The organism is Desulfomonilaceae bacterium (genome assembly GCA_041662605.1).
Classification (GTDB): Bacteria; Desulfobacterota; Desulfomonilia; order Desulfomonilales; family Desulfomonilaceae; genus CAJBEZ01.
Genome location: JBAZSD010000003.1, coordinates 76,539 through 95,301, shown reverse-complemented (window position 1 = coordinate 95,301; position 18,763 = coordinate 76,539). Strand labels below are relative to the sequence as shown.

The 18,763-nt window shown below is 46.3% G+C and carries 18 protein-coding genes; 16 read left to right on the top strand and 2 right to left on the bottom strand.

Going from position 1 to position 18,763, the window contains the following annotated elements; translation table 11 throughout:
- Positions 1 to 11 precede the first annotated feature (11 nt).
- The 3 genes from WC647_03290 to WC647_03280 all read left to right on the top strand — a co-directional run bounded on the left by WC647_03290 (position 12) and on the right by WC647_03280 (position 3,469).
- Complete coding sequence (locus WC647_03290; GenBank protein ID MFA6221318.1) at positions 12 to 911, top strand: glycosyltransferase; 900 nt, start codon at positions 12 to 14, stop codon at positions 909 to 911.
- A gap of 207 nt (positions 912 to 1,118) precedes the next feature.
- A complete protein-coding gene (locus WC647_03285; GenBank protein MFA6221317.1) occupies positions 1,119 to 2,219 on the top strand; it encodes a hypothetical protein in 1,101 nt (366 codons plus the stop codon).
- A gap of 215 nt (positions 2,220 to 2,434) precedes the next feature.
- Entirely contained in the window at positions 2,435 to 3,469 is a 1,035-nt protein-coding gene (locus WC647_03280; GenBank protein ID MFA6221316.1) for a hemolysin family protein, read from the top strand.
- A 6-nt stretch (positions 3,470 to 3,475) separates the two neighbouring features.
- Here WC647_03280 and WC647_03275 read toward each other — a convergent pair whose 3' ends face one another.
- Both WC647_03275 and WC647_03270 read right to left on the bottom strand, forming a co-directional pair.
- Positions 3,476 to 4,624, bottom strand: coding sequence for a sodium ion-translocating decarboxylase subunit beta (locus tag WC647_03275; protein MFA6221315.1), 1,149 nt, complete (start codon positions 4,622 to 4,624; stop codon positions 3,476 to 3,478).
- A gap of 20 nt (positions 4,625 to 4,644) precedes the next feature.
- Positions 4,645 to 4,788 (bottom strand): OadG-related small transporter subunit, encoded by a 144-nt coding sequence (locus WC647_03270; GenBank protein ID MFA6221314.1) that lies wholly within the window; start codon positions 4,786 to 4,788, stop codon positions 4,645 to 4,647.
- A 219-nt stretch (positions 4,789 to 5,007) separates the two neighbouring features.
- Between WC647_03270 and WC647_03265 the strand changes: the two genes are divergently transcribed.
- The 13 genes from WC647_03265 (at position 5,008) to WC647_03205 (ending at position 18,758) form a co-directional block, all read left to right on the top strand.
- Positions 5,008 to 5,466: a universal stress protein gene (locus tag WC647_03265; protein ID MFA6221313.1), complete on the top strand. Its 459-nt coding sequence runs from the start codon at positions 5,008 to 5,010 to the stop codon at positions 5,464 to 5,466.
- A 91-nt stretch (positions 5,467 to 5,557) separates the two neighbouring features.
- Positions 5,558 to 5,896 carry a ferredoxin family protein gene (locus WC647_03260; protein MFA6221312.1) on the top strand — a complete coding sequence of 113 codons (339 nt, stop codon included), beginning with the start codon at positions 5,558 to 5,560 and terminating at the stop codon, positions 5,894 to 5,896.
- 110 nt (positions 5,897 to 6,006) lie between these two features.
- Positions 6,007 to 7,152: a 2-oxoacid:acceptor oxidoreductase subunit alpha gene (locus tag WC647_03255; protein MFA6221311.1), complete on the top strand. Its 1,146-nt coding sequence runs from the start codon at positions 6,007 to 6,009 to the stop codon at positions 7,150 to 7,152.
- 68 nt (positions 7,153 to 7,220) lie between these two features.
- Positions 7,221 to 8,144, top strand: coding sequence for a thiamine pyrophosphate-dependent enzyme (locus tag WC647_03250; protein ID MFA6221310.1), 924 nt, complete (start codon positions 7,221 to 7,223; stop codon positions 8,142 to 8,144).
- Positions 8,144 to 8,695: a 2-oxoacid:acceptor oxidoreductase family protein gene (locus WC647_03245; GenBank protein ID MFA6221309.1), complete on the top strand. Its 552-nt coding sequence runs from the start codon at positions 8,144 to 8,146 to the stop codon at positions 8,693 to 8,695. Before WC647_03250 ends, WC647_03245 begins: the two co-directional genes overlap by 1 nt.
- Positions 8,696 to 8,785: 90 nt before the next feature.
- Positions 8,786 to 11,188 carry a CoB-CoM heterodisulfide reductase HdrA2 gene (hdrA2, locus tag WC647_03240; GenBank protein ID MFA6221308.1) on the top strand — a complete coding sequence of 801 codons (2,403 nt, stop codon included), beginning with the start codon at positions 8,786 to 8,788 and terminating at the stop codon, positions 11,186 to 11,188.
- Positions 11,185 to 11,646, top strand: coding sequence for a 4Fe-4S dicluster domain-containing protein (locus tag WC647_03235; GenBank protein ID MFA6221307.1), 462 nt, complete (start codon positions 11,185 to 11,187; stop codon positions 11,644 to 11,646). Before hdrA2 ends, WC647_03235 begins: the two co-directional genes overlap by 4 nt.
- Positions 11,647 to 11,687: 41 nt before the next feature.
- Positions 11,688 to 12,581 (top strand): CoB--CoM heterodisulfide reductase iron-sulfur subunit B family protein, encoded by an 894-nt coding sequence (locus WC647_03230; GenBank protein ID MFA6221306.1) that lies wholly within the window; start codon positions 11,688 to 11,690, stop codon positions 12,579 to 12,581.
- Positions 12,582 to 12,603: 22 nt separating this feature from the next.
- Positions 12,604 to 13,470, top strand: coding sequence for an Mrp/NBP35 family ATP-binding protein (locus WC647_03225; GenBank protein ID MFA6221305.1), 867 nt, complete (start codon positions 12,604 to 12,606; stop codon positions 13,468 to 13,470).
- Between the two features lie 123 nt (positions 13,471 to 13,593).
- Positions 13,594 to 14,301: a rhomboid family intramembrane serine protease gene (locus tag WC647_03220; GenBank protein ID MFA6221304.1), complete on the top strand. Its 708-nt coding sequence runs from the start codon at positions 13,594 to 13,596 to the stop codon at positions 14,299 to 14,301.
- Positions 14,302 to 14,319: 18 nt separating this feature from the next.
- Positions 14,320 to 15,570 (top strand): coproporphyrinogen III oxidase family protein, encoded by a 1,251-nt coding sequence (locus WC647_03215; protein ID MFA6221303.1) that lies wholly within the window; start codon positions 14,320 to 14,322, stop codon positions 15,568 to 15,570.
- A 64-nt stretch (positions 15,571 to 15,634) separates the two neighbouring features.
- Positions 15,635 to 17,743, top strand: coding sequence for a GAF domain-containing protein (locus WC647_03210; protein MFA6221302.1), 2,109 nt, complete (start codon positions 15,635 to 15,637; stop codon positions 17,741 to 17,743).
- The gene (locus WC647_03205) at positions 17,727 to 18,758 is read left to right on the top strand and encodes an RluA family pseudouridine synthase (GenBank protein ID MFA6221301.1); all 1,032 of its coding nucleotides are present in this window, start codon (positions 17,727 to 17,729) and stop codon (positions 18,756 to 18,758) included. The genes WC647_03210 and WC647_03205 overlap by 17 nt, the downstream gene beginning before the upstream one ends.
- Positions 18,759 to 18,763 lie beyond the last annotated feature (5 nt).

Below are 18,763 nucleotides of genomic sequence, written 5' to 3'. Positions count from 1 at the left end.
GTAATCAGTAGATGTTTCACCCAAAAGTGACAGTGCTCATGTCGGTTTTTAACGGTTCGGTTCATCTGGGACCCGCGGTTGAAAGCATATTGAAACAGACTTTTGGTGATTTTGAGTTTCTCATATTGGATGATGGCTCTACAGAACCAGTTGTGGAACAAATTCTCAATTACAAAGACGATAGGGTGAGGATAATTCGACAGGAGAATATGGGACTCACCAAATCACTTAACAGGGGACTTAGTCTTGCGGAATGTGATTATGTAGCAAGAATGGACGCGGACGATATAAGCCTCCCAGATAGGTTGCAAAAGCAGTTTCACATCATTTCGAGAACCCACAACATTGATCTCATCGGAACGTTCTTTGAAATCATGGATGAAAGCAAGAATATAATAGAGAGAAAATATTTGATCACAGAACCTATTTACAGGCTCTGGAGATTGCAATTTCATAATAATTACGGCCATGGAACCATGATGTTCAGAAAAGCGTCAGTGATTGCCGCTGGAATGTATGACAGCCGACTGAGATTTGCGCAAGACTACGATTTGTGGTCCAGGATCTCAAGAAAAGACAATACTCATATCATACCGGAATTCCTCTACCAATATAGAGTGGATGGCAAGGGCCCTCAAGCGTCTGTAAAGAATTATAACGATCAGTTGCAATCCGCAATCTGGATCAGTGACAGGAACCTCAGGGCGTCTAATCCATCTTTGACTGATGCGGAAATTGTAGAGTTGCGTTCCCTGTACTGGGAGTTCCAACTTTCTAATATAGCTGAGACTGCAAGGTCTTTGGCCCTTAAGACCTTGGAGACATTCGCCGGAAAATACCGTCTTGATAGCAAGGAAAAAACGGATCTGCTGGAACGCATCTTAGAAGATATAGGGACGATTGAGTCATAATTGATACAGTGTCGAATTATTTCTTGAATTTCTTTATGTTACTTCTTATGATCTGAAAGATTTATATATCGGACGGGTCGCATGTAAAAGTCGGCCCCTTTGTTGTCAGGCTACGATTGTAAAGAACAAGCGATTGGCGCAATGGTCTTTGGCGCTAGTCAGTAGACATGTTTGTATTTCTTGACAGTTAGAATTCGGAGGAAAAAGATGTCGAGAAAGAGTCTCTTAAATAAACTGAGATCCTTAATAAATAATGTGCGATCAGGAAATGGATCGGATGAAATAATTGCCCTGAAGCAAGAAGTGGAAGGGTTGAAACGGGATGTGGAGTCTCTCAGAATAGTCAATTCCAGTTCCAGCGACATCGGGGCCGGTATGGTGGCCCCAACCCCATGTGTTTTAGACCTTGACACAGATTTTGATCTCGTAAAACAGGAAATAGAAATTCTGCGAAACGAAATGCAGGATAATATTGCCGCAATACACAGGCTGGAGATTCTAACACTCTCTACCCGCATGGACCTTCTCAGTGAGTTCGGAAAAGCGCTACCTCCGACTGTTCCTGGGCGAACAAGGACTTCACACAAACCTCAAGGATTCAGTTTTGGAATAATTACTAACGGTAAGAGGCCGGAAAAGCTTGCTAAATTGGTGGACTCAATTAGATTCCAAAAACTTTATCCTGATTATTACGAGATAATGGTCACTGGTTGCGTCTCAGGTCTCAACGCATCCGATGGGCTACGGACTTTCCCTATGGAAGACGCCGCCAACACGGGGCGGCTTGGAGCTATGAGAAACGTTTTGGCTCAATCCGCCAAATTCAACAAATTCGTCTGTCTGGATGATGACTTCCTGTTGCACCCGAACTGGGCGGAAGCCATCAATGATGTCAAAGGTGATTTCGACGTGGCTACAGGTATAATTCTGAACCCGGATCTGTCACGCTACTGCGACTGGGTTAATATTATTGAAAATTACACATTCCTTAGAACCTATGATCAAACTTTCGACAAATGCCAGTATGTTACTGGTGGCTATGGAATCTATAAAGACTACCTTTTTGATGAGCATTCGTGGAACGATGATCTTGGTTTCTATCAGGGAGAAGATGTGTCGTTTTCCAGACGGTTGTTTGACGCGGGATATCAGTTGAAATTTATACCTAAGGCCATCGTAATGCACGATGACGAGCGATATAGACAAAAAGGATACGGTGTCATTAGGCTAAAACCGGTTGAAAAAAGGACGGTAGACCGTAATCTTAGCTTGAAGATGGAGAAACTTTGTCCAAGAACTCTCACCTAACCCCATGGAATAAGCGAAAGAAGCTGCGCATCTCTAGCAATAGAGATTAGGATGATAATCCCAGACACAAATCAGATTGACGTGGCGGAAATAGATTTACCGTCGCGTCATGCTTTTCAACACCTTCTTCTCAAGATTCACATCCCAATTGTCAATCCAGTCTCATCATTTGAGACAAGAAGTGAAATTGAGCTTCATAGAGCGAGGGGCTCGACATGACCATTTTGGTGATAGTAGTATTTTTGACAATCTTCATTTCGGCGAATTGTTCTCTTTTCGAAGCGGTCCTTTATTCCACCAGGAGAGGTACTCTCGAGGTGGCGGTAAGTAGAGATCATGAGTCCAAGGCCGCCAAAAGATTCATAGCCATGAAAAAGTCGATAGCGGAACCACTTTCTTCCGTTTTGATTCTAAATACAGTGGCTAATACGGCAGGAGCCGTTCTAGCCGGGTATTACGCTAACTACGCTCTGGGGCATGCGGCTATTCCACTTTTTTCAGTGTTTATGACTCTTGGAATACTGTTTGTCGGAGAGATTGGGCCAAAAACACTAGGAGCGGTTTACTGGAGGAATTTGTGGCATGTGGTCGTCTGGCCGGTCTATTGGCTCACCATATCGATGTATCCGCTTGTAGCAATGATAAGATCCTTCACGAATTTTCTCACAAAAAAAAACAAGACCCCCTATATCACGGAAGCGGAAATCCTTGCGGCAGTACGTATGGGGGCTCACGAGGGAGAAATATCCGCAGGAGAAAGCGCTCTGGTTCATAACATTATCAATCTTGAAAACAGGGCCATACGAGAGATCATGACCCCTCGAACCGTAATTTTTTCCCTTGAGGCCGGCGCTACGGTAGAAGAAGCCTCAAAAGCTTTGGATCAGAAGGGTTTTTCACGTGTGCCTATCTATGAGGGAGATCAGGAAAACATCATAGGATACATCATGATTCATGATCTTTTCTCAGTGAAAACCCTCTCAAACCCGAAAGCGACCATCAAAACGATAGCTAAACCAATTTCCTTTGTGCCCAGTACCTGGGACGCCCTAGCGCTACTGAGCAGCTTCCTCAAAAAGCGTAGACACATAGCGGTTGTGGTTGATGAATACGGTGGAGTGGATGGTCTTGTAACTTTAGAAGACCTTATAGAAACCCTCCTAGGTGATGAAATAGTGGATGAAACGGACAAGGTTGTAGATCTACAGGTGCGGGCGCGAGAAATGCAACATCAGCGTCCTAATGACTAAGCGCCCCTAAATTAGGCCCATTCCTTTCAGCACGGACAGCATGATCGCAGCAGCCATGACTGATCCAATCTGTCCGCCTGTGTTCGCTCCCATTGCGTGCATAAGAAGAAAATTTCTTTTGTCGTACTTTTGACCCTGTAACTGGGAGACACGGGCAGCCATCGGATAGGCCGAAATCCCCGCAGATCCAATCAAAGGGTTTATTTTCCAACCGGACAAACGACACATTAACTTTCCAAATAGTAATCCGGCCACTGTGTCGGTACAAATAGCAAGGAATCCAAGACCGAAAATCGCCAGCGTTTCAGCTTTCAGGAACGCATGCCCTTCCATAGTTCCTCCAATGGCCAGACCAAGGAACAGAGTGACTATGTTAGCGATTTCATTCTCTGAAGCGCCCGTAAGTCTTTGAACCACGCCGCTTTCTTTCATGAAATTGCCCAGCATAATCATACCCATCAGAGGCAAGCCTTTTGGAGCGATAAGGCCGGTGACTACCGTTACGGCTATCGGGAAAAGTAGTCTCGTCTGTGTTGAAACATTCGACGTGGTGACCTTCATTTTCACAACCCGCTCTTTTGGGCTGACCAATAAGTTCATCAAAGGCGGCTGAATTATAGGAACCATGGCCATGTAGGAATAAGCAGCCACTGATACTGCTCCCAGTAAATGAGGAGCATACTGGGATGTGACATAAATAGCCGTTGGGCCGTCACATGCCCCTATGATTCCTATACAGACCGCTTCCAATTGTGAAAACCCGAGAACCAAAGCCAATAGCAACGTCATGAAAATTCCAAATTGCCCAGCCGCGCCGAACAAGAGAATCTTCGGATCTTCCAAAAGTGGTCCAAAATCCGTCATGGCTCCAATGCCAATGAATATTAGAAGTGGAAACACTTCCGTAATGATCCCAATGTCGTACAAAAACTTCAGGATTCCGCCTTGATCCATCATGTCGCTAAGTGGCATGTTTACGAGCAGGCAGCCAAACGCAATGGGAAGTAGCAATAGTGGTTCTACCCCCTTTTTGATGGCCAGGTACAAAAGAGTGGCCGCAACTGCAAGCATGACCAGGTTCGGCCCTCCTGATGTGAATAAAAATCTAACCCCTAGCGATAGTCCCGAAAGACCGCTGATGATGCTCTCCAACATGATTTGCCCTCTATGGTTTTTTATTTTTGTGAGATTTGGCTGTCCTGTTTGAGCGGAAATATCCTCTTCAGTATGTCCATCGACAGAATAAGAATTCCTATTGTTAAGAATGTCCCGGTAAGTCCGACCAAGGTCATGGTAAAACCAAAATCCCAATTGCTCATTGTATAAACTCCGGCAATTCCGTTTCGTTTTAAATTATTTGGGCGAAAAACAGTGATGTAACTCTTATATCATAACGTGGATCGAATTGAACGCTATAAAGATAAAAAGGGCTATCTGACTCCGGATTCGGCCAAAAGCCGCTTGCGCTTGAAATCTGGCTATGAGATCATGATAATGTGTTATGATTATAAAAACTTGGGAATCGAGGAGGAATGGCCATGTTACCGAAAAAAATTTTGTTCTGCACTGATTTTTCAGAAAACTCGCTTCCAGCCAAAATGTACGCGGTAGATTTTGCAAAGGCCTTCGGAGCGAGCCTTACGGTCCTGCACGTTGTCAATTCTTCCCGTTTAGGCTATCCCGCATTCGAGGCCGGGGTGCCTTTTGATCTTCAGTCTGTTTTGTTGAATATCGAAGAATCGGTTAAAGGGGCATTCGATGATTTCCAGTCTGAATTCAAAGACCAACTCATCGAAATCACAACCACATCGAGAGTGGGAGTTCCTGCGGTAGAAATCAAGAAATTCGTCGAGGAAAACGGTATTGATCTCATAGTTATGGGAACTCACGGATGGACTGGATTTAAGCATCTGATTCTCGGGAGCACTGCTGAAAACGTTGTGAGAACCGCTAAATGCCCGGTATTGACAGTGAAGTCATCAGAAACTGAAGCATAAAAAATTTCAGTGAGATTGGCCTGGAAGTTGACTCACGCGTGAAAAACATTATAATAGGAAAGTTTAATCTCTGGATGGGAGCCAAACTGTAATGAAATTCTGGCGTCTACCTCTTGATTCCGAGGCCCACTCCATTCCCCACGGAATCGTTAGGATTATCGAAAACAGATGCAAGGGATGCGGTTTCTGCATTGAATTTTGCCCCAATGGTTGTCTCAAGCAGAGCAAGGGCTTCAACTCCAAGGGTTACCATCCTCCTGAAGTTGTTTCTCAGGCGGAAGACTGTGTGGAATGCGGACTGTGTAGTCTTATATGTCCGGAGTTCGCTATTTTTGCAGAACTCAAAGACGCAAAGAAGATCACGGAGAACGATATACTTAAAGTTACGACAAGATATTCCCGTAAAGACAAACGATATGTGAAGAGCTGATTGGTAAGGGAAGTTTACACGGTTATTTGAATTAAATTTTCTTATATGATCTCTACCTTAAACCCTTCTCAAGATTTTGAGGAGGGTTATTACTGTGAGGACAGTTCGAAATGGGCAAAGAACTCTTGACCGGCGAACATTTTATCCATGGTGACGCTGCCTGCGCCGAAGGTGGAATTGCCGCGGGATGTCGTTTTTTCGCCGGATACCCCATTACCCCAGCGACTGAGATTGCGGAGCGTATGGCTAGGCGGTTGCCTCAGGTCGGCGGGATTTATATTCAAATGGAAGACGAGATTGCGTCCATGGCGGCGATTCTAGGCGCGTCCTGGGGTGGCGTTAAATCCATGACATCTACATCCGGTCCTGGATTTTCATTAATGATGGAAAATATCGGTTTGGGAATGATGACCGAGACGCCATGTGTGGTTGTAAACATTCAGCGAGGAGGGCCATCAACGGGGCTTCCCACCTTGGTCGGACAAGCCGATGTAATGCAGGCCCGTTGGGGCTCTCACGGGGATTACGGATGTATAGCCCTTGCCCCATCTTCGCCTCAGGAATGTTTCGATCTGACCGTACACGCTTTCAACCTTTCCGAAACATACCGGTTGCCAGTTTTTCTGCTTGCGGATGAAGTCGTGGGTCACATGACTGAAAAGGTAGTGATTCCGAAAAAAGAAAATCTCAATGTGGTGAATCGCCCGAAACCGGACTCCTCGAAGGAAGATTATCTTCCCTTCGACACTTCCTCAAACATGCCTTCTCCAATGGCAATTGCGGGGCAAGGCTATCACGTTCATGTTACGGGCTTGACTCACGATGAGCGAGGCTATCCGGTTATCACAGATGTGGTTCAGGAGAGGAATGTTCGCCACATTGTTGATAAAATCAGGAAGAATGCTGAAAAGATAATACGTGTTGAGACGGTTGGGCTGGATGACGCCGAAGTGGTTGTCGTTGCCTACGGATGTACGGCAAGAGCGGCAAGACAGGCCGTGGAAGATATGAGAGATAGGGGCTGCAGAGTGGGTTTGCTGAAGCTTGTCACCATCTGGCCATTTCCGTCTAATCTCATTAGATCTATTGCTCCAAGAGTAAAGGGGTTCGTGGTTCCGGAGATAAATTACGGACAGGTGGCATATGAGGTTGAGCGGACATCGTGTGGGCGCTCGGAAGTTTTATTGATGGCCCTGATGGGCGGGTCCATCCATACGCCTCAAGAGATCGAAGAAGCTGTTGGAGAATTTCTTTAAGCCATTTTACGCGGCAACGGACCTTCCCGTTAAATCATACATTCTTATGATCCGGATTGGAAACGACGATGAGAGTAAGATGCAGGCCAATTCAGCCATTCAACAAAGAAGCTGCGGATGATCTTATACAGAAGGATCACGGGCTTCATCCAGACGATAAGTATCTAAAACCAGGCAGGATCCCTCACATATGGTGTCCTGGATGCGGCCTGGGTGTTGTTGTGACAACATTTATTGAGGCCATACACAGGAAGGGCTTACCGATAGACAAGTGCGCAGTCGTTTCTGGAATAGGCTGTACGGGACGTGTGGCGGGATACCTTGACATGGATACCTACCATACGACTCACGGCAGAGCCATTCCGTTTGCTACTGGTCTGGCCTTAGCCCGACCTGACACAACCGTAACGGTTTTCTCAGGAGACGGAGATCTTTTCGCTATCGGTGGAAACCATCTTATACACGCTGCTCGCCGAAACGTTAATCTCAAGGTTATTTGTGTCAACAACTTCAATTTTGGAATGACCGGCGGACAGGCGGCTCCTACTACCCCCTTAGAGGCCAAGACTTCAACTACGCCAACAGGGAACGCGGAACCTGCATTTAATCTCCCGTATCTGGCGCACGCAGCCGGGGCGATATATGTGGCTCGATGGACCACGTTTCATCCTCGGCAGCTAGTTCACTCAATTTCTGAGACGCTGGATAAGAAAGGCTTCACTTTTGTCGAGGCTATCGCTCCTTGTCCCACGGGCTTTGGAAGACCGAACAAACTTGGCTCCGGCCTGGATGAAATGAGATTCTACAGAGACAATTCCGAAATCAGGAATGGAGCGAACCCCAGTGAGGCTATTGTAGAGTTAAGAGGCAAACTCGTTGTCGGAACATTCGTGAATACGGACCGTCCGGATTTTATACAAAACTATAACTCCAATGTGGTCTCGAGGGTTGTCGGCAAGGCTGACGGCCAAGGCAAAGGGAGAGCCGCCTGATGGCCAAGAAAGAAATAAGGTTCGCTGGATTTGGAGGACAGGGGATAATATTGTCGGGCCACATATTGGGCAAGGCAGCGGCTCTTCATGAGCAAAAGAACGCCGTTTTCACCCAGAGCTACGGTCCTGAGGCGCGAGGCGGATCATGCAGCGCTGATGTTGTAATTTCCGACGCATCAATTCACTATCCAAAAGTGGTTGATCCGGATGTTCTGGTTCTAATGAGTCAAGGGGCCTGGGCAACATACGGAGGAATCATCCGATCGGGAGGAATTCTGATCCTGGATGAAGACTTGGTGCAAATCAACAGAGATCCTGATGGCCTTACCATATATAGGGTCCCGGCGACAAGAATAGCTGAGAGCATGGGTCGACGCATCGTTGCAAATATTGTCATGCTTGGAGCCCTAACCTCACTGGGGAAAACAATTCAATACGATTCGATGAAGAAGGCTGTGTTGGCCTCCATACCAAGTGGAACAGAGGACTTTAACCTGAGCGCTTTTGATAAGGGTTATGAATACGGCCAATCTTTGTTGGGCGAAAAGTAAACGTCGAAGTTTAGGTTTGAGAGGCGCGAGGAGAAATCTGAATTGAAACATGCGCTTGAAGACTCGAGGAAAGACAAGGATTCCAGAGATATGAGAATAGGGGTATATGTCTGTCACTGCGGGAAAAACATTGGTGGTACGGTTGACTGTGAAGACGTGGCCAGTTTTGCCGGAGAACTTCCAAATGTGATCCTGGCCAAGGATTCACTATATACATGCTCGGAGCCTGGTCAGGAGCAGATCAAAACAGACATTCGCGAACAGAAACTCAATCGCGTTGTAGTCGCTTCATGCACGCCCCGACTTCATGAACCTACCTTTAGGGCGGCCTGTGAGAGCGCCGGACTGAATCCATATTTGCTTGAGATGGCTAATATTAGGGAGCATTGCTCGTGGGTTCATCTCCACGACAGGGAAGCGGCTACATCTAAAGCAAAAGATCTGGTATCCATGGCGGTCGCAAGAGCGGCGCGATTGCAGCCTCAATTTGAACTGACCGTTCCGGTCAAACGCACTGCAATGGTTATCGGTGGAGGAGTCGCCGGGATTCAGGCTTCGCTTGATATGGCCGACGCCGGATACAAGGTATACCTGGTGGAGAGAAGCGGCAGTATTGGCGGCAGAATGGCCCAAATAGACAAGACGTTCCCGACAATGGATTGTTCCATCTGCATTCTGGCCCCAAAAATGAGCGAGGTTGGTCGTCACCCCAACATTGAAATGCTTACGCTTTCAGAGATCAAAGAAGTCAATGGCCACATTGGAAATTTTAAGGTCAAAGTTCTCAAGAAAGCTAGATATGTGACTGATGGATGCACTGCCTGCGGGGACTGTATTCAGGCCTGTCCTCAACTCGCTCCGGATGAGTTTAACGCAGGCCTATCGATCAGACACGCCATCTTCATACCGTTCGCTCAGGCTGTACCGTCGAGATATCTTGTAGACATGGACCTGTGTCTGAATAATCAGGGAATAGTAGCTTGTGACAGGTGTTTTCAGGCCTGCGCAAGAAGATGTATCGATTTTGCTGAACAGGATCAGATTTTGGATCTTGAGGTAGGAACCATAGTGGTTGCTACCGGTGTAGATGTGTATGACCCGACCGCTCTAACCGAACTTGGTTACGGGAGATTCCCTAATGTTATTACTACACTGGAATTTGAGCGCCTGATCAATGCAGGCGGGCCTTCGTCAGGTGAACTGATAAGGCCTTCCGACAGAAAAAGGCCTAAAACAGTAGCGTTTCTTCAGTGCATCGGATCCAGAAGTAAGCGAAGCAATCCATATTGCAGCAACGTTTGTTGCATGAATACCATCAAAGACGCCTTGCTCATAAAGGAACACTGGCCTGAGACGGAAATCTTTGTTTTCTACATAGATATTCGAGCATTTGGAAAAGGATTTGAAGACCTTTTTCAGCGGGCCAGAAGGGAAGGCGTAACATTCATTCGAGGTATTCCGGGTGAAATCATAGAAGACATCAACAAGGGCAATCTGACGCTACTCGGGGAGAACACCCTGCTAGGATCTTCTTATAGATATAATATGGACATGGTAATCCTGTCTGTCGGGATAAGGCCCAGAAGTGACGCTTCGGTGATCCAAAGGCTATTGAATTTGTCCACGGATACCGATGGTTTTTATATGGAAGCCCATCCGAAGCTACGGCCGGTAGACACCACTACCGGCGGAGTTTTTCTTGCCGGCGCCGCTGAGGGTCCAAAAGACATCAAGGACTCTGTGACACAGGCCTCGGCCGCGGCGTCACGCGCCAATATTCTAATGAGTAGGGGCGAGGTCAAGATTCCCGCCGTAACCGCCAGAATCAACCCTGAAAAGTGTACGGCGTGCGGTCTATGCGCTCGCGTTTGTCCTTACCACGCTATCGAGGGCAGCAAAGAACAGGGGTACTTCGAGGTTATAGAAGCCATGTGTCAGGGTTGTGGCGCATGTGTGCCTGAGTGTAAATTTGGCGCTTTGGATCAAGCCCATTTTACTGATGCCCAAATAGTCAGTCAGATAACAGCAGCGCTACAGACTGAACCGGAACGCAAAATTATCTGTTTCGCTTGCAATTGGTGCTCATACGCTGGCGCCGATTTTGCCGGAGTTTCCAGAATTCAATATCCAGAAAATATTCGCATTATCAGGACGATGTGTTCCGCAAGAGTCGCCCCCGAATGGATTGAAATGGCATTTATGAAAGGAGTTGGCGCTGTATTGGTTTCCGGATGCCATCCGTCGGACTGCCATTACAATAACGCCAATCAGAACACGTCTAAGCGGGTAGAAAAATTCTGGAAACGTATGGAGAAATTGGGTCTGAATAAGGATCGGCTAAGGCTTGCCTGGGTTTCCGCCTCTGAAGGCGCTCAGTTTGCCAAAGTAGTCAAGGAAATGGAACAAGGTATACAAAAACTTACTTCCCGCCAAATAGAAGACACAAAACAGAAGCTGGCCAAACGACCGACGAAGAAGGGAGAGCCGGTATGACCGTCAAAATATGGAATTTTTTCCCTAGGGAGGCATTGTATGAATGCTATCAATGCGCCCGATGCACCGGCTCCTGTCCTGCTCTTGAAGTCGCTTCTGCGCTCGGCCCCAGAGAAACAATACTCAAATGCCTTAATCTCGGCCACGATCAAGTCGTTGAAGACGAAAGACTTTGGGTGTGTTGCACATGTAATGTTTGTGAAGATCGTTGTCCCCAGAAAATCCCAATTTCCGATCTTTTGGTGGCCTTAAGAAATTCAGCGGCAAGACGGGGCAACGTTCCCGACAAACTTGGTATAGCCATTGAACTCCTGGCCAAAACAGGCAGGTCGATGATAGTGCATCAACTAGACGAGATGAGAGCCCACCATGGTTTGGCGCCACTCCTCCCTGTCCCGATTGATGAGATACGAGAAATATTCAAGAAAACTCGACTCGATGAAGTCATCGAATTCTAGACCGGGGTCGCACAAACGTCCCCTTTAATTACAAGGAAGCCATGAAATACGCTCTTTATTTAGGATGCGCCATTCCTATAAAATATCCTGGTTTCGAGGCTGCTACACGCAAGGTCTGTGAACGGTTAAACATAGATCTGGTCGATTTGCCTTTCGCTTGCTGCCCTCCTCCTACGAGTCTTAAAATGGTCCACTATGATTCGTGGCTGGCGCTGGCCGCCTTAAACCTTTGTTTGGCGGAGGAACAGGGTCTTAATTTGATGACTCTTTGTTCAGGGTGTGTAAATACTTTGAAGGAAGCAAATCACACTCTCAAGAAAAGTGATTCAAAAAGACGAAAAGTAAACAAGATACTTGAAGAACAAAATCATCATTACAAAGGGACAATTGAAGTCACTCATATCTTGGATGTTCTCTATCAGGACACTGTTATTGAAAGGCTCATAAAAGAGAAAGTGAGAGATATTCCAGTAAAAATCGGTTGTCACTATGGTTGCCACTATTTCAGGCCACCCAAGTTAATGTACCCTGAAGAACTATCAGAGTCGGAATCATACGTTCCGGTACGTATGGACCATCTCCTGTCCATTATTGGTATGGAACCGACCGAGTATTCCAGGAAATTCCTGTGTTGTGGCTCTCCACTTGGGGCAAATGCCGACCAAGACGCCGGTTATGCAATTGTCAAAGAAAAACTTAGACATATAAGGGAAAGGGAAATCGAGGCTCTGTCTGTCATTTGCCCTTCGTGTTTCGAACAGTTTGACATGGGACAGATTGCCTTATCCAGAAAATTTAAGGACCTTGTCAAGGTTCCCACGTTCTACTTAACCCAGCTAATTGGATTGTCTCTTGGTATGAGTCCAAAAGAAGTTGGAACGGATGTGCATCGAGTGAAATCAAGAAAGCTACTTGAAAGCATAGGGATCTCGTAGGTCCATTGGTAGGAGAAACAGTATGCTGGAAAAAAAGAAAGCGCCTTTGACCAAAGAGCAGATTGAAGAACTTCGAGAAGATTTGAAATTGGCCGATACCCTTACCAGAATTGATAATACCCTCCTCGTTCTCTCGGGAAAAGGCGGAGTCGGCAAGAGTACCGTGGCGGTTAACTTAGCTGCCGCTCTAGCCGCTGCGGATAAAGAAGTCGGGCTTTTGGATATTGATTTTCATGGTCCGAGTGTGCCGACATTGCTTGGCTTGGAAGGGGCGGAAGTAGAGCAAGGCACAGGGAAAGGACTCGAACCAATAAAGATAGCAAAGAATCTCAAAGTTATGTCCATTGAGTTCATAATTCGTGAAAACAAAGATCAGGCCGTCATATGGCGTGGCCCCATGAAACACAGAATGATCCACGAATTCCTATCGGAAGTTGACTGGGGACACCTTGATTTCTTGATTGTGGACGCTCCCCCTGGGACAGGTGATGAGCCGCTATCCATTTGTCAGATGGCTCCTCCGAGATCCCAAGCGATAATAGTGACCACTCCACAAAAAGTCGCTATCAGGGATGTCAGGAAATCAATAAATTTCTGTAAGAGTCTTGGAATGCCGATTTTTGGCATCATAGAGAATATGAGCGGCTTTGTGTGCCCTACGTGTGGAGCAAGTCATCCGTTGTTCAAAACTGGCGGTGGTGAGAAACTGGCCAGGGAAACGGGATTCCGTTTTTTGGGCGCAGTTCCGATCGATCCTAGAGTCGTCACCGCTTCTGATGATGGAAAACCCTTCGTAACTGAGTATCCCGCCTCTCCGACGTCTAAGGCTTTTGAGCAAATCATAGGCCCTATTTTGTCCCTGTCGTCTCCACGCTTGAAGAAACACTAGATGCTGTTGAGCATGGTTTCAGACGTGTCGTTGAGTAGATCGTAAAAAGTTTTCAGACATGGAATCATTCGTATAGGGTGATTCCATGGCCCGACCCGTTGGACCCTATTATTAGAGACCCTCATGATCCCCCTGAGAGATAGTGAACCGTCCGGCGCCTTTCCAATAGTAACTGCTTCAATAATAGGCGTGAATTCTTGCGTGTGGTTTTACGAGGCGTCACTTGGGGCGCGCGGAGCGGACATGGTCGCTACCCACTTTGGTCTCATTCCATACAGGTTCCTGTTTTCAACGGTATTACCGGGAGGTGTATGGAACAATGCGGTGGCGCCTATGTTTACTTCGATGTTCTTACATGCGGGCTGGCTGCATATCTTGGGCAACATGTGGTTTTTGTGGATATTCGGAGACAACGTAGAGGACCGTTTAGGACGGATTCGTTATCTCATATTCTACATTCTCTGTGGCGTAGGATCAGGCCTACTCCAGATCATTTTTAGTCCAATGTCGAAAATTCCTATGATCGGCGCGAGCGGAGCTATTTCCGGAGTGCTGGGAGCTTACCTTCTTGGTTTTCCGCATGCGAGGATTCATACACTGCTCATAATTTTCATAATAATCCGTTTCATAGAAATACCCGCTTTCATTTTCTTGCTGTTCTGGTTTGTTTTCCAGTTCGTTGGGGGCGCTTCTCAGATTGGAAGCCCGGATTCGGGAGGAGTCGCTTACTGGGCTCATATAGGAGGATTCCTTGTGGGAATGGGCTTGTTTGCTATAATGCGTAAAAAACCTAGCTCTTATCATAAGGGTTCCCCCGGTAGCGTATATTAAAAAGGAAATAGGCATAGGATGATACTAGAAGCCGCTCTTACTAAATATCTGAAGTACAATTTTGCACATAGCCTCAGTTTCAACGAATTTGAGGATTTGATCCCGCCGGTCCCTATGGCTGACTGCAACTACCTGATTTACATACATATCCCGTTTTGCGAGGAACTATGCCCTTACTGCTCTTTCAACAGATACGTTTTCCAAGAAGAACTCGCAGTCGAATATTTCAAGGCCTTGGAGTTGGAGATCGAGATGTACAAGGATCTGGGATTTGACTTTAGATCCGTATACATCGGAGGCGGGACTCCAACCGTGATGCCCAAAGAAATTAACTCCCTGTTAAACAAACTTAGAAAAGATTTTAGTGTGCAGGAAGTTTCCATCGAAACTAATCCAAACCACTTGACCGAAGAGATAGTGAGTATCCTCCTTGATTCGGGGGTTAACCGGTTGTCTGTCGGGGTCCAAAGTTTTGATGACTCAATGCTCCAGCAGATGAGTAGATATCACAAATACGGCTCAGGAAATGAAATCATACAAAAACTGACAGGAATTCTGGGTAGGTTCGATACGTTGAACATAGACATGATATTCAATTTCCCTACTCAGACTATTAAAATGCTCAGAAATGATGTTTCAATCATAAAGGAAATGAAAGCGGATCAGGCCACCTTCTATCCCCTAATGGTTTCGGACATTACCAGGAGCGAGCTTGCAAAACGATTCGGATCAATAAGTTATCGGCAGGAGAAGACTTTTTATAACGAAATATATGATTCGCTGAGTGATGAATACTCAACCGGAACGGCATGGTGTTTCTCAAGAAAAAAGACCATGATTGATGAATATATAGTCAATTATGATGAATATGTTGGGGTTGGCAGTGGATCTTTCGGCTATGTTCATGGTACATGCTTCGCCAATACTTTTTCAATTCCCGACTACATAGACCGCGTAAGAGCCGGCAAATTTCCTTTAATGGCGAGGAAAGGATTCAATTCTCTTGAGCAAGCCAGGTATTATTTCATGATGACTCTGTTTGGAGCCTCTTTAGATCTGGAAAAGGCGGAAAAACTCTTTGAAGGTGCTTTTTCCAAGATATTGTGGAAAGAACTTTTTGGTTTTAGACTTGTCGGCGCCATACGTAATAGTGGTAGAATGCTTTTTTTAACGCGTAAAGGACTTTATTTGTGGGTGGTAATGATGAGAGAGTTTTTTACCGGGGTAAACAATTTTAGAGATATATGTAGATCAGCCGCAAGAATATAAAATTTCCAGGCTGGTTATTTGGTTTGTATTAGTTCCGGCGTTTTGAGGCACAGGAGACCGATTCATGCGAAAACCCACGTATGAGGAATTAGAACGAAGAGTACAGGAGTTAGAACGTCTGACCGGTCAGCTAATAGATACTGCAATGGATCAGGAACATCATGAACTCTTTGACCTGGCTGTTTTATGTAATGTATCCCAAGCCCTTGCCTCTACAGTGGATTTGGATCAACTATTGCTGATCGTTATAGATGAAGTTAACAAGGCGCTTCTCACCGAAGGGAGCGGTGTGCTCCTCTACGACGAAAACAGGGGAGATCTTTACTGGCGGCAAGTAAAGGACGCCCGAAAAATACTGGCGCATCAGACGGAAGTCTTAAGATTCCCGATGGACAGAAGCATCGCCGGCTGGGTTTTTCAGAACAACAAATCAGCTATCGTTAATGATACATCCAAAGATCCCCGATATTATCCAGGAATTTCAGAAAAAAGTGGTTTCGAGATCCGCAAGGTCTTGCAAGTTCCGCTTCGATCTCCTGAAAAGACCATCGGTGTCTTGATGGCAATGAACAAAATTGGTGGCGATTTCACCGAACAGGATGAAGCCCTCTTAAGTTCGATGGCGTCAAGTGTCGCCCTGGCGGTAGACAACGCTACATTTTACAAGAAACTCAAACAGTCTCGCGATGCTCTTGAAATATTGTATCGCTCTAGTATGGCTCTCGCGACCACCATGGATCTTGATCATCTACTCGAGGTTATCATTAGTGACCTTAGAAGCGCCATGGAAACAGAAGCTGGAGGAGTTCTTCTGTATGATGAAGGCGCCAACGATCTCTACTGGAGGGAAGTGCAAGATAACAAGGGCCTGATAAATGCCAAGGGGGTAGATTTGAGGCTCCCGATTGAAGGCAGCATAAGTGGACAGGTTTTTCAATCGGGTGAAGCGGCCCTAATAAATGATCCAAACGAGAATCCTCTGTTTTTCAAGACCTTTGAGAAGAGAACCGGTCTGATCATTCGGAATGAGATAATAGTCCCTCTTAATACGCGTGAAAAAACCATTGGCTGTCTGGTGGTAATGAATAAGAAGGATGGCCGATTCTCTGCGGATGACGTTCAATTGCTTTCATCCCTGGCGGGAGTAGTGGCGCTGGCGGTGGAGAACGCTACATTCTTTCAAGAACTGATGACATCTTACCATGACCTTGAGAATATGAACCGTGTTAAAACCAAGGTCCTCAACCACTTATCTCACGAACTGCGAACCCCTCTGGCCATTATACGCGGCACCCTGATCAATATGGAGAAGAAATTCCTGGAAAAAGGAATTTCAGACTTTGACAACGCTCTGGCTAGGATAAATCGTCATCTTCAAAGTCTTAGTCGACTGGAATCTCAAGTTGAAAGCATAGTGATGACAGGCTATTCCTGGGAAAAACGATACATAACGGGCTTTCTTCAGTCAGCCTTGGATCTCATGGATGTACAGTCGGAATGGACACCAGAAATCAAGAACGCAGCGACTGTTATTCACAAATGGCTGGAAAAAACATTTCCAACAAGGCACGATAAACTCGATTTGATCGACATACAGAACTTTGGCCGGTCAATGTCCCAATTTATCCAACAAAAGGCAGATGAGCAAAAGCGTAAGGTTGCAATCAACTTTAACCTGGAACAAGGTAGGCTGTTGATTCCTACTCACGTGCTTCAGGCTATCATGGAGGGCCTGATCAGAAACGCGATTGAGGCTACGCCTGATGGAGGTAAAGTGGACGTCCTTGGGAGAATCAAGGGAGGCCGTTACCTTCTGACGGTTAAGGATAAGGGAGTTGGAATACCTGACAAAGACAAGGAGCTTATCTTCGAGGGGTTTTACCCAGTGCAGGACACTGATAACTATTCGAGTCGCAGACCCTATTCTTTTAACGCCGGCGGTAAAGGAATAGATCTTCTCAGAATCAAGATGTTTTCAGAACTGTATGGATTTAGATTGTCCTTTTTCAGTAACCGTTGCAGATATCTGACTGAAAAAGGTGTCGAATCTTCAGACGTAGTGGAGTCATGCTCAAATTGCAGGAATTATGTTGACTGTCCTGAAAATGGTGGCTCGGAGTTCGTGGTAGATTTTGCTCTCGCCAATACGGAGAAAATTGAAGACAACGCCTGATGAATTCCTTAGTGTTTCTCAAGATTTGATTGTGCCTCAAACCGCTGCCCCTTCCAGAGCCGACAAGTTGTTAGCCGATCTGTTAACTGGAAAGCTGACCCGATCCTCTTTATCCCGAATGATAAGAACCGGGCAGATTTTGGTGGACGCCGAGAAGATAAGACCGTCAACGATCATAAGACCGGGACAAGCTATTCTGATCAAAATTCCGGACAAAGATGAGAATACCGCAATAACATTTGACGCAGGGCCAGAACCGACAATCATTTTTGAGGACGATGACATGATAGTCCTGGATAAACCTCCGGGACTCATCGTCCATCCTGGGGCAGGCAAAGAGGCTCCTACGCTCATGGAAATACTGGTCAAGTCTAGGCCGGAGATGATCGGAGTAGGAGAGTCTGGACGTTGGGGGATTGTCCATCGACTCGATAAGGACACTTCTGGAGTGATGGTTGTCGCGAAGACTCAAGCAGCTTATGAGGGCCTTTCAGAACAGTTCAGGCGCCATTCGACCGGACGAATCTACATGGCTTTGGTTCGCGGCGCTCCTAATTCGGAAACCGGGATTGTTGACAGGGAACTTGGGAGAAGCCGGTCCGACCGCAAGAAAATTTCTACGGTGACACGGAAAGGTAGAACAGCCATTACCTGTTGGAGTGTGAAAGAGAGATATGAAGGAGTCTGTTTGATGGAGATTCGTCCTCAAACGGGAAGAACCCACCAGATTCGAGTACATCTGGCTTCAATAGGTTTGCCTGTCCTAGGGGACGGGGTTTATGGCGTAGGATCCAGGAAACAAAAAAACACAGATCCTCTTCTCAATCAGATACGGATGATTCTGAAAAGACAGGCTCTTCATGCGGCTTTTCTAGCGTTCAAACACCCCATTACTGAAAATGAATTGCAGTTTTCCTCTGGGCTACCCGCGGATATGGCAGAAGTAATACGGATGCTCAAACAGACTGCTGACAGAGGCGCTAGAGCAAACGCATGGCAATCTCAGAATAGTTGACACGG

Coding starts and splice junctions, on each gene's coding strand:
- WC647_03290 (MFA6221318.1), top strand. CDS start 12: ATGTTTCACCCAAAAGTGACAGTGCTCATGTCGGTTTTTAACGGTTCG.
- WC647_03285 (MFA6221317.1), top strand. CDS start 1,119: ATGTCGAGAAAGAGTCTCTTAAATAAACTGAGATCCTTAATAAATAAT.
- WC647_03280 (MFA6221316.1), top strand. CDS start 2,435: ATGACCATTTTGGTGATAGTAGTATTTTTGACAATCTTCATTTCGGCG.
- WC647_03275 (MFA6221315.1), bottom strand. CDS start 4,624: ATGTTGGAGAGCATCATCAGCGGTCTTTCGGGACTATCGCTAGGGGTT.
- WC647_03270 (MFA6221314.1), bottom strand. CDS start 4,788: ATGAGCAATTGGGATTTTGGTTTTACCATGACCTTGGTCGGACTTACC.
- WC647_03265 (MFA6221313.1), top strand. CDS start 5,008: ATGTTACCGAAAAAAATTTTGTTCTGCACTGATTTTTCAGAAAACTCG.
- WC647_03260 (MFA6221312.1), top strand. CDS start 5,558: ATGAAATTCTGGCGTCTACCTCTTGATTCCGAGGCCCACTCCATTCCC.
- WC647_03255 (MFA6221311.1), top strand. CDS start 6,007: ATGGGCAAAGAACTCTTGACCGGCGAACATTTTATCCATGGTGACGCT.
- WC647_03250 (MFA6221310.1), top strand. CDS start 7,221: ATGAGAGTAAGATGCAGGCCAATTCAGCCATTCAACAAAGAAGCTGCG.
- WC647_03245 (MFA6221309.1), top strand. CDS start 8,144: ATGGCCAAGAAAGAAATAAGGTTCGCTGGATTTGGAGGACAGGGGATA.
- hdrA2 (MFA6221308.1), top strand. CDS start 8,786: ATGAGAATAGGGGTATATGTCTGTCACTGCGGGAAAAACATTGGTGGT.
- WC647_03235 (MFA6221307.1), top strand. CDS start 11,185: ATGACCGTCAAAATATGGAATTTTTTCCCTAGGGAGGCATTGTATGAA.
- WC647_03230 (MFA6221306.1), top strand. CDS start 11,688: ATGAAATACGCTCTTTATTTAGGATGCGCCATTCCTATAAAATATCCT.
- WC647_03225 (MFA6221305.1), top strand. CDS start 12,604: ATGCTGGAAAAAAAGAAAGCGCCTTTGACCAAAGAGCAGATTGAAGAA.
- WC647_03220 (MFA6221304.1), top strand. CDS start 13,594: ATGATCCCCCTGAGAGATAGTGAACCGTCCGGCGCCTTTCCAATAGTA.
- WC647_03215 (MFA6221303.1), top strand. CDS start 14,320: ATGATACTAGAAGCCGCTCTTACTAAATATCTGAAGTACAATTTTGCA.
- WC647_03210 (MFA6221302.1), top strand. CDS start 15,635: ATGCGAAAACCCACGTATGAGGAATTAGAACGAAGAGTACAGGAGTTA.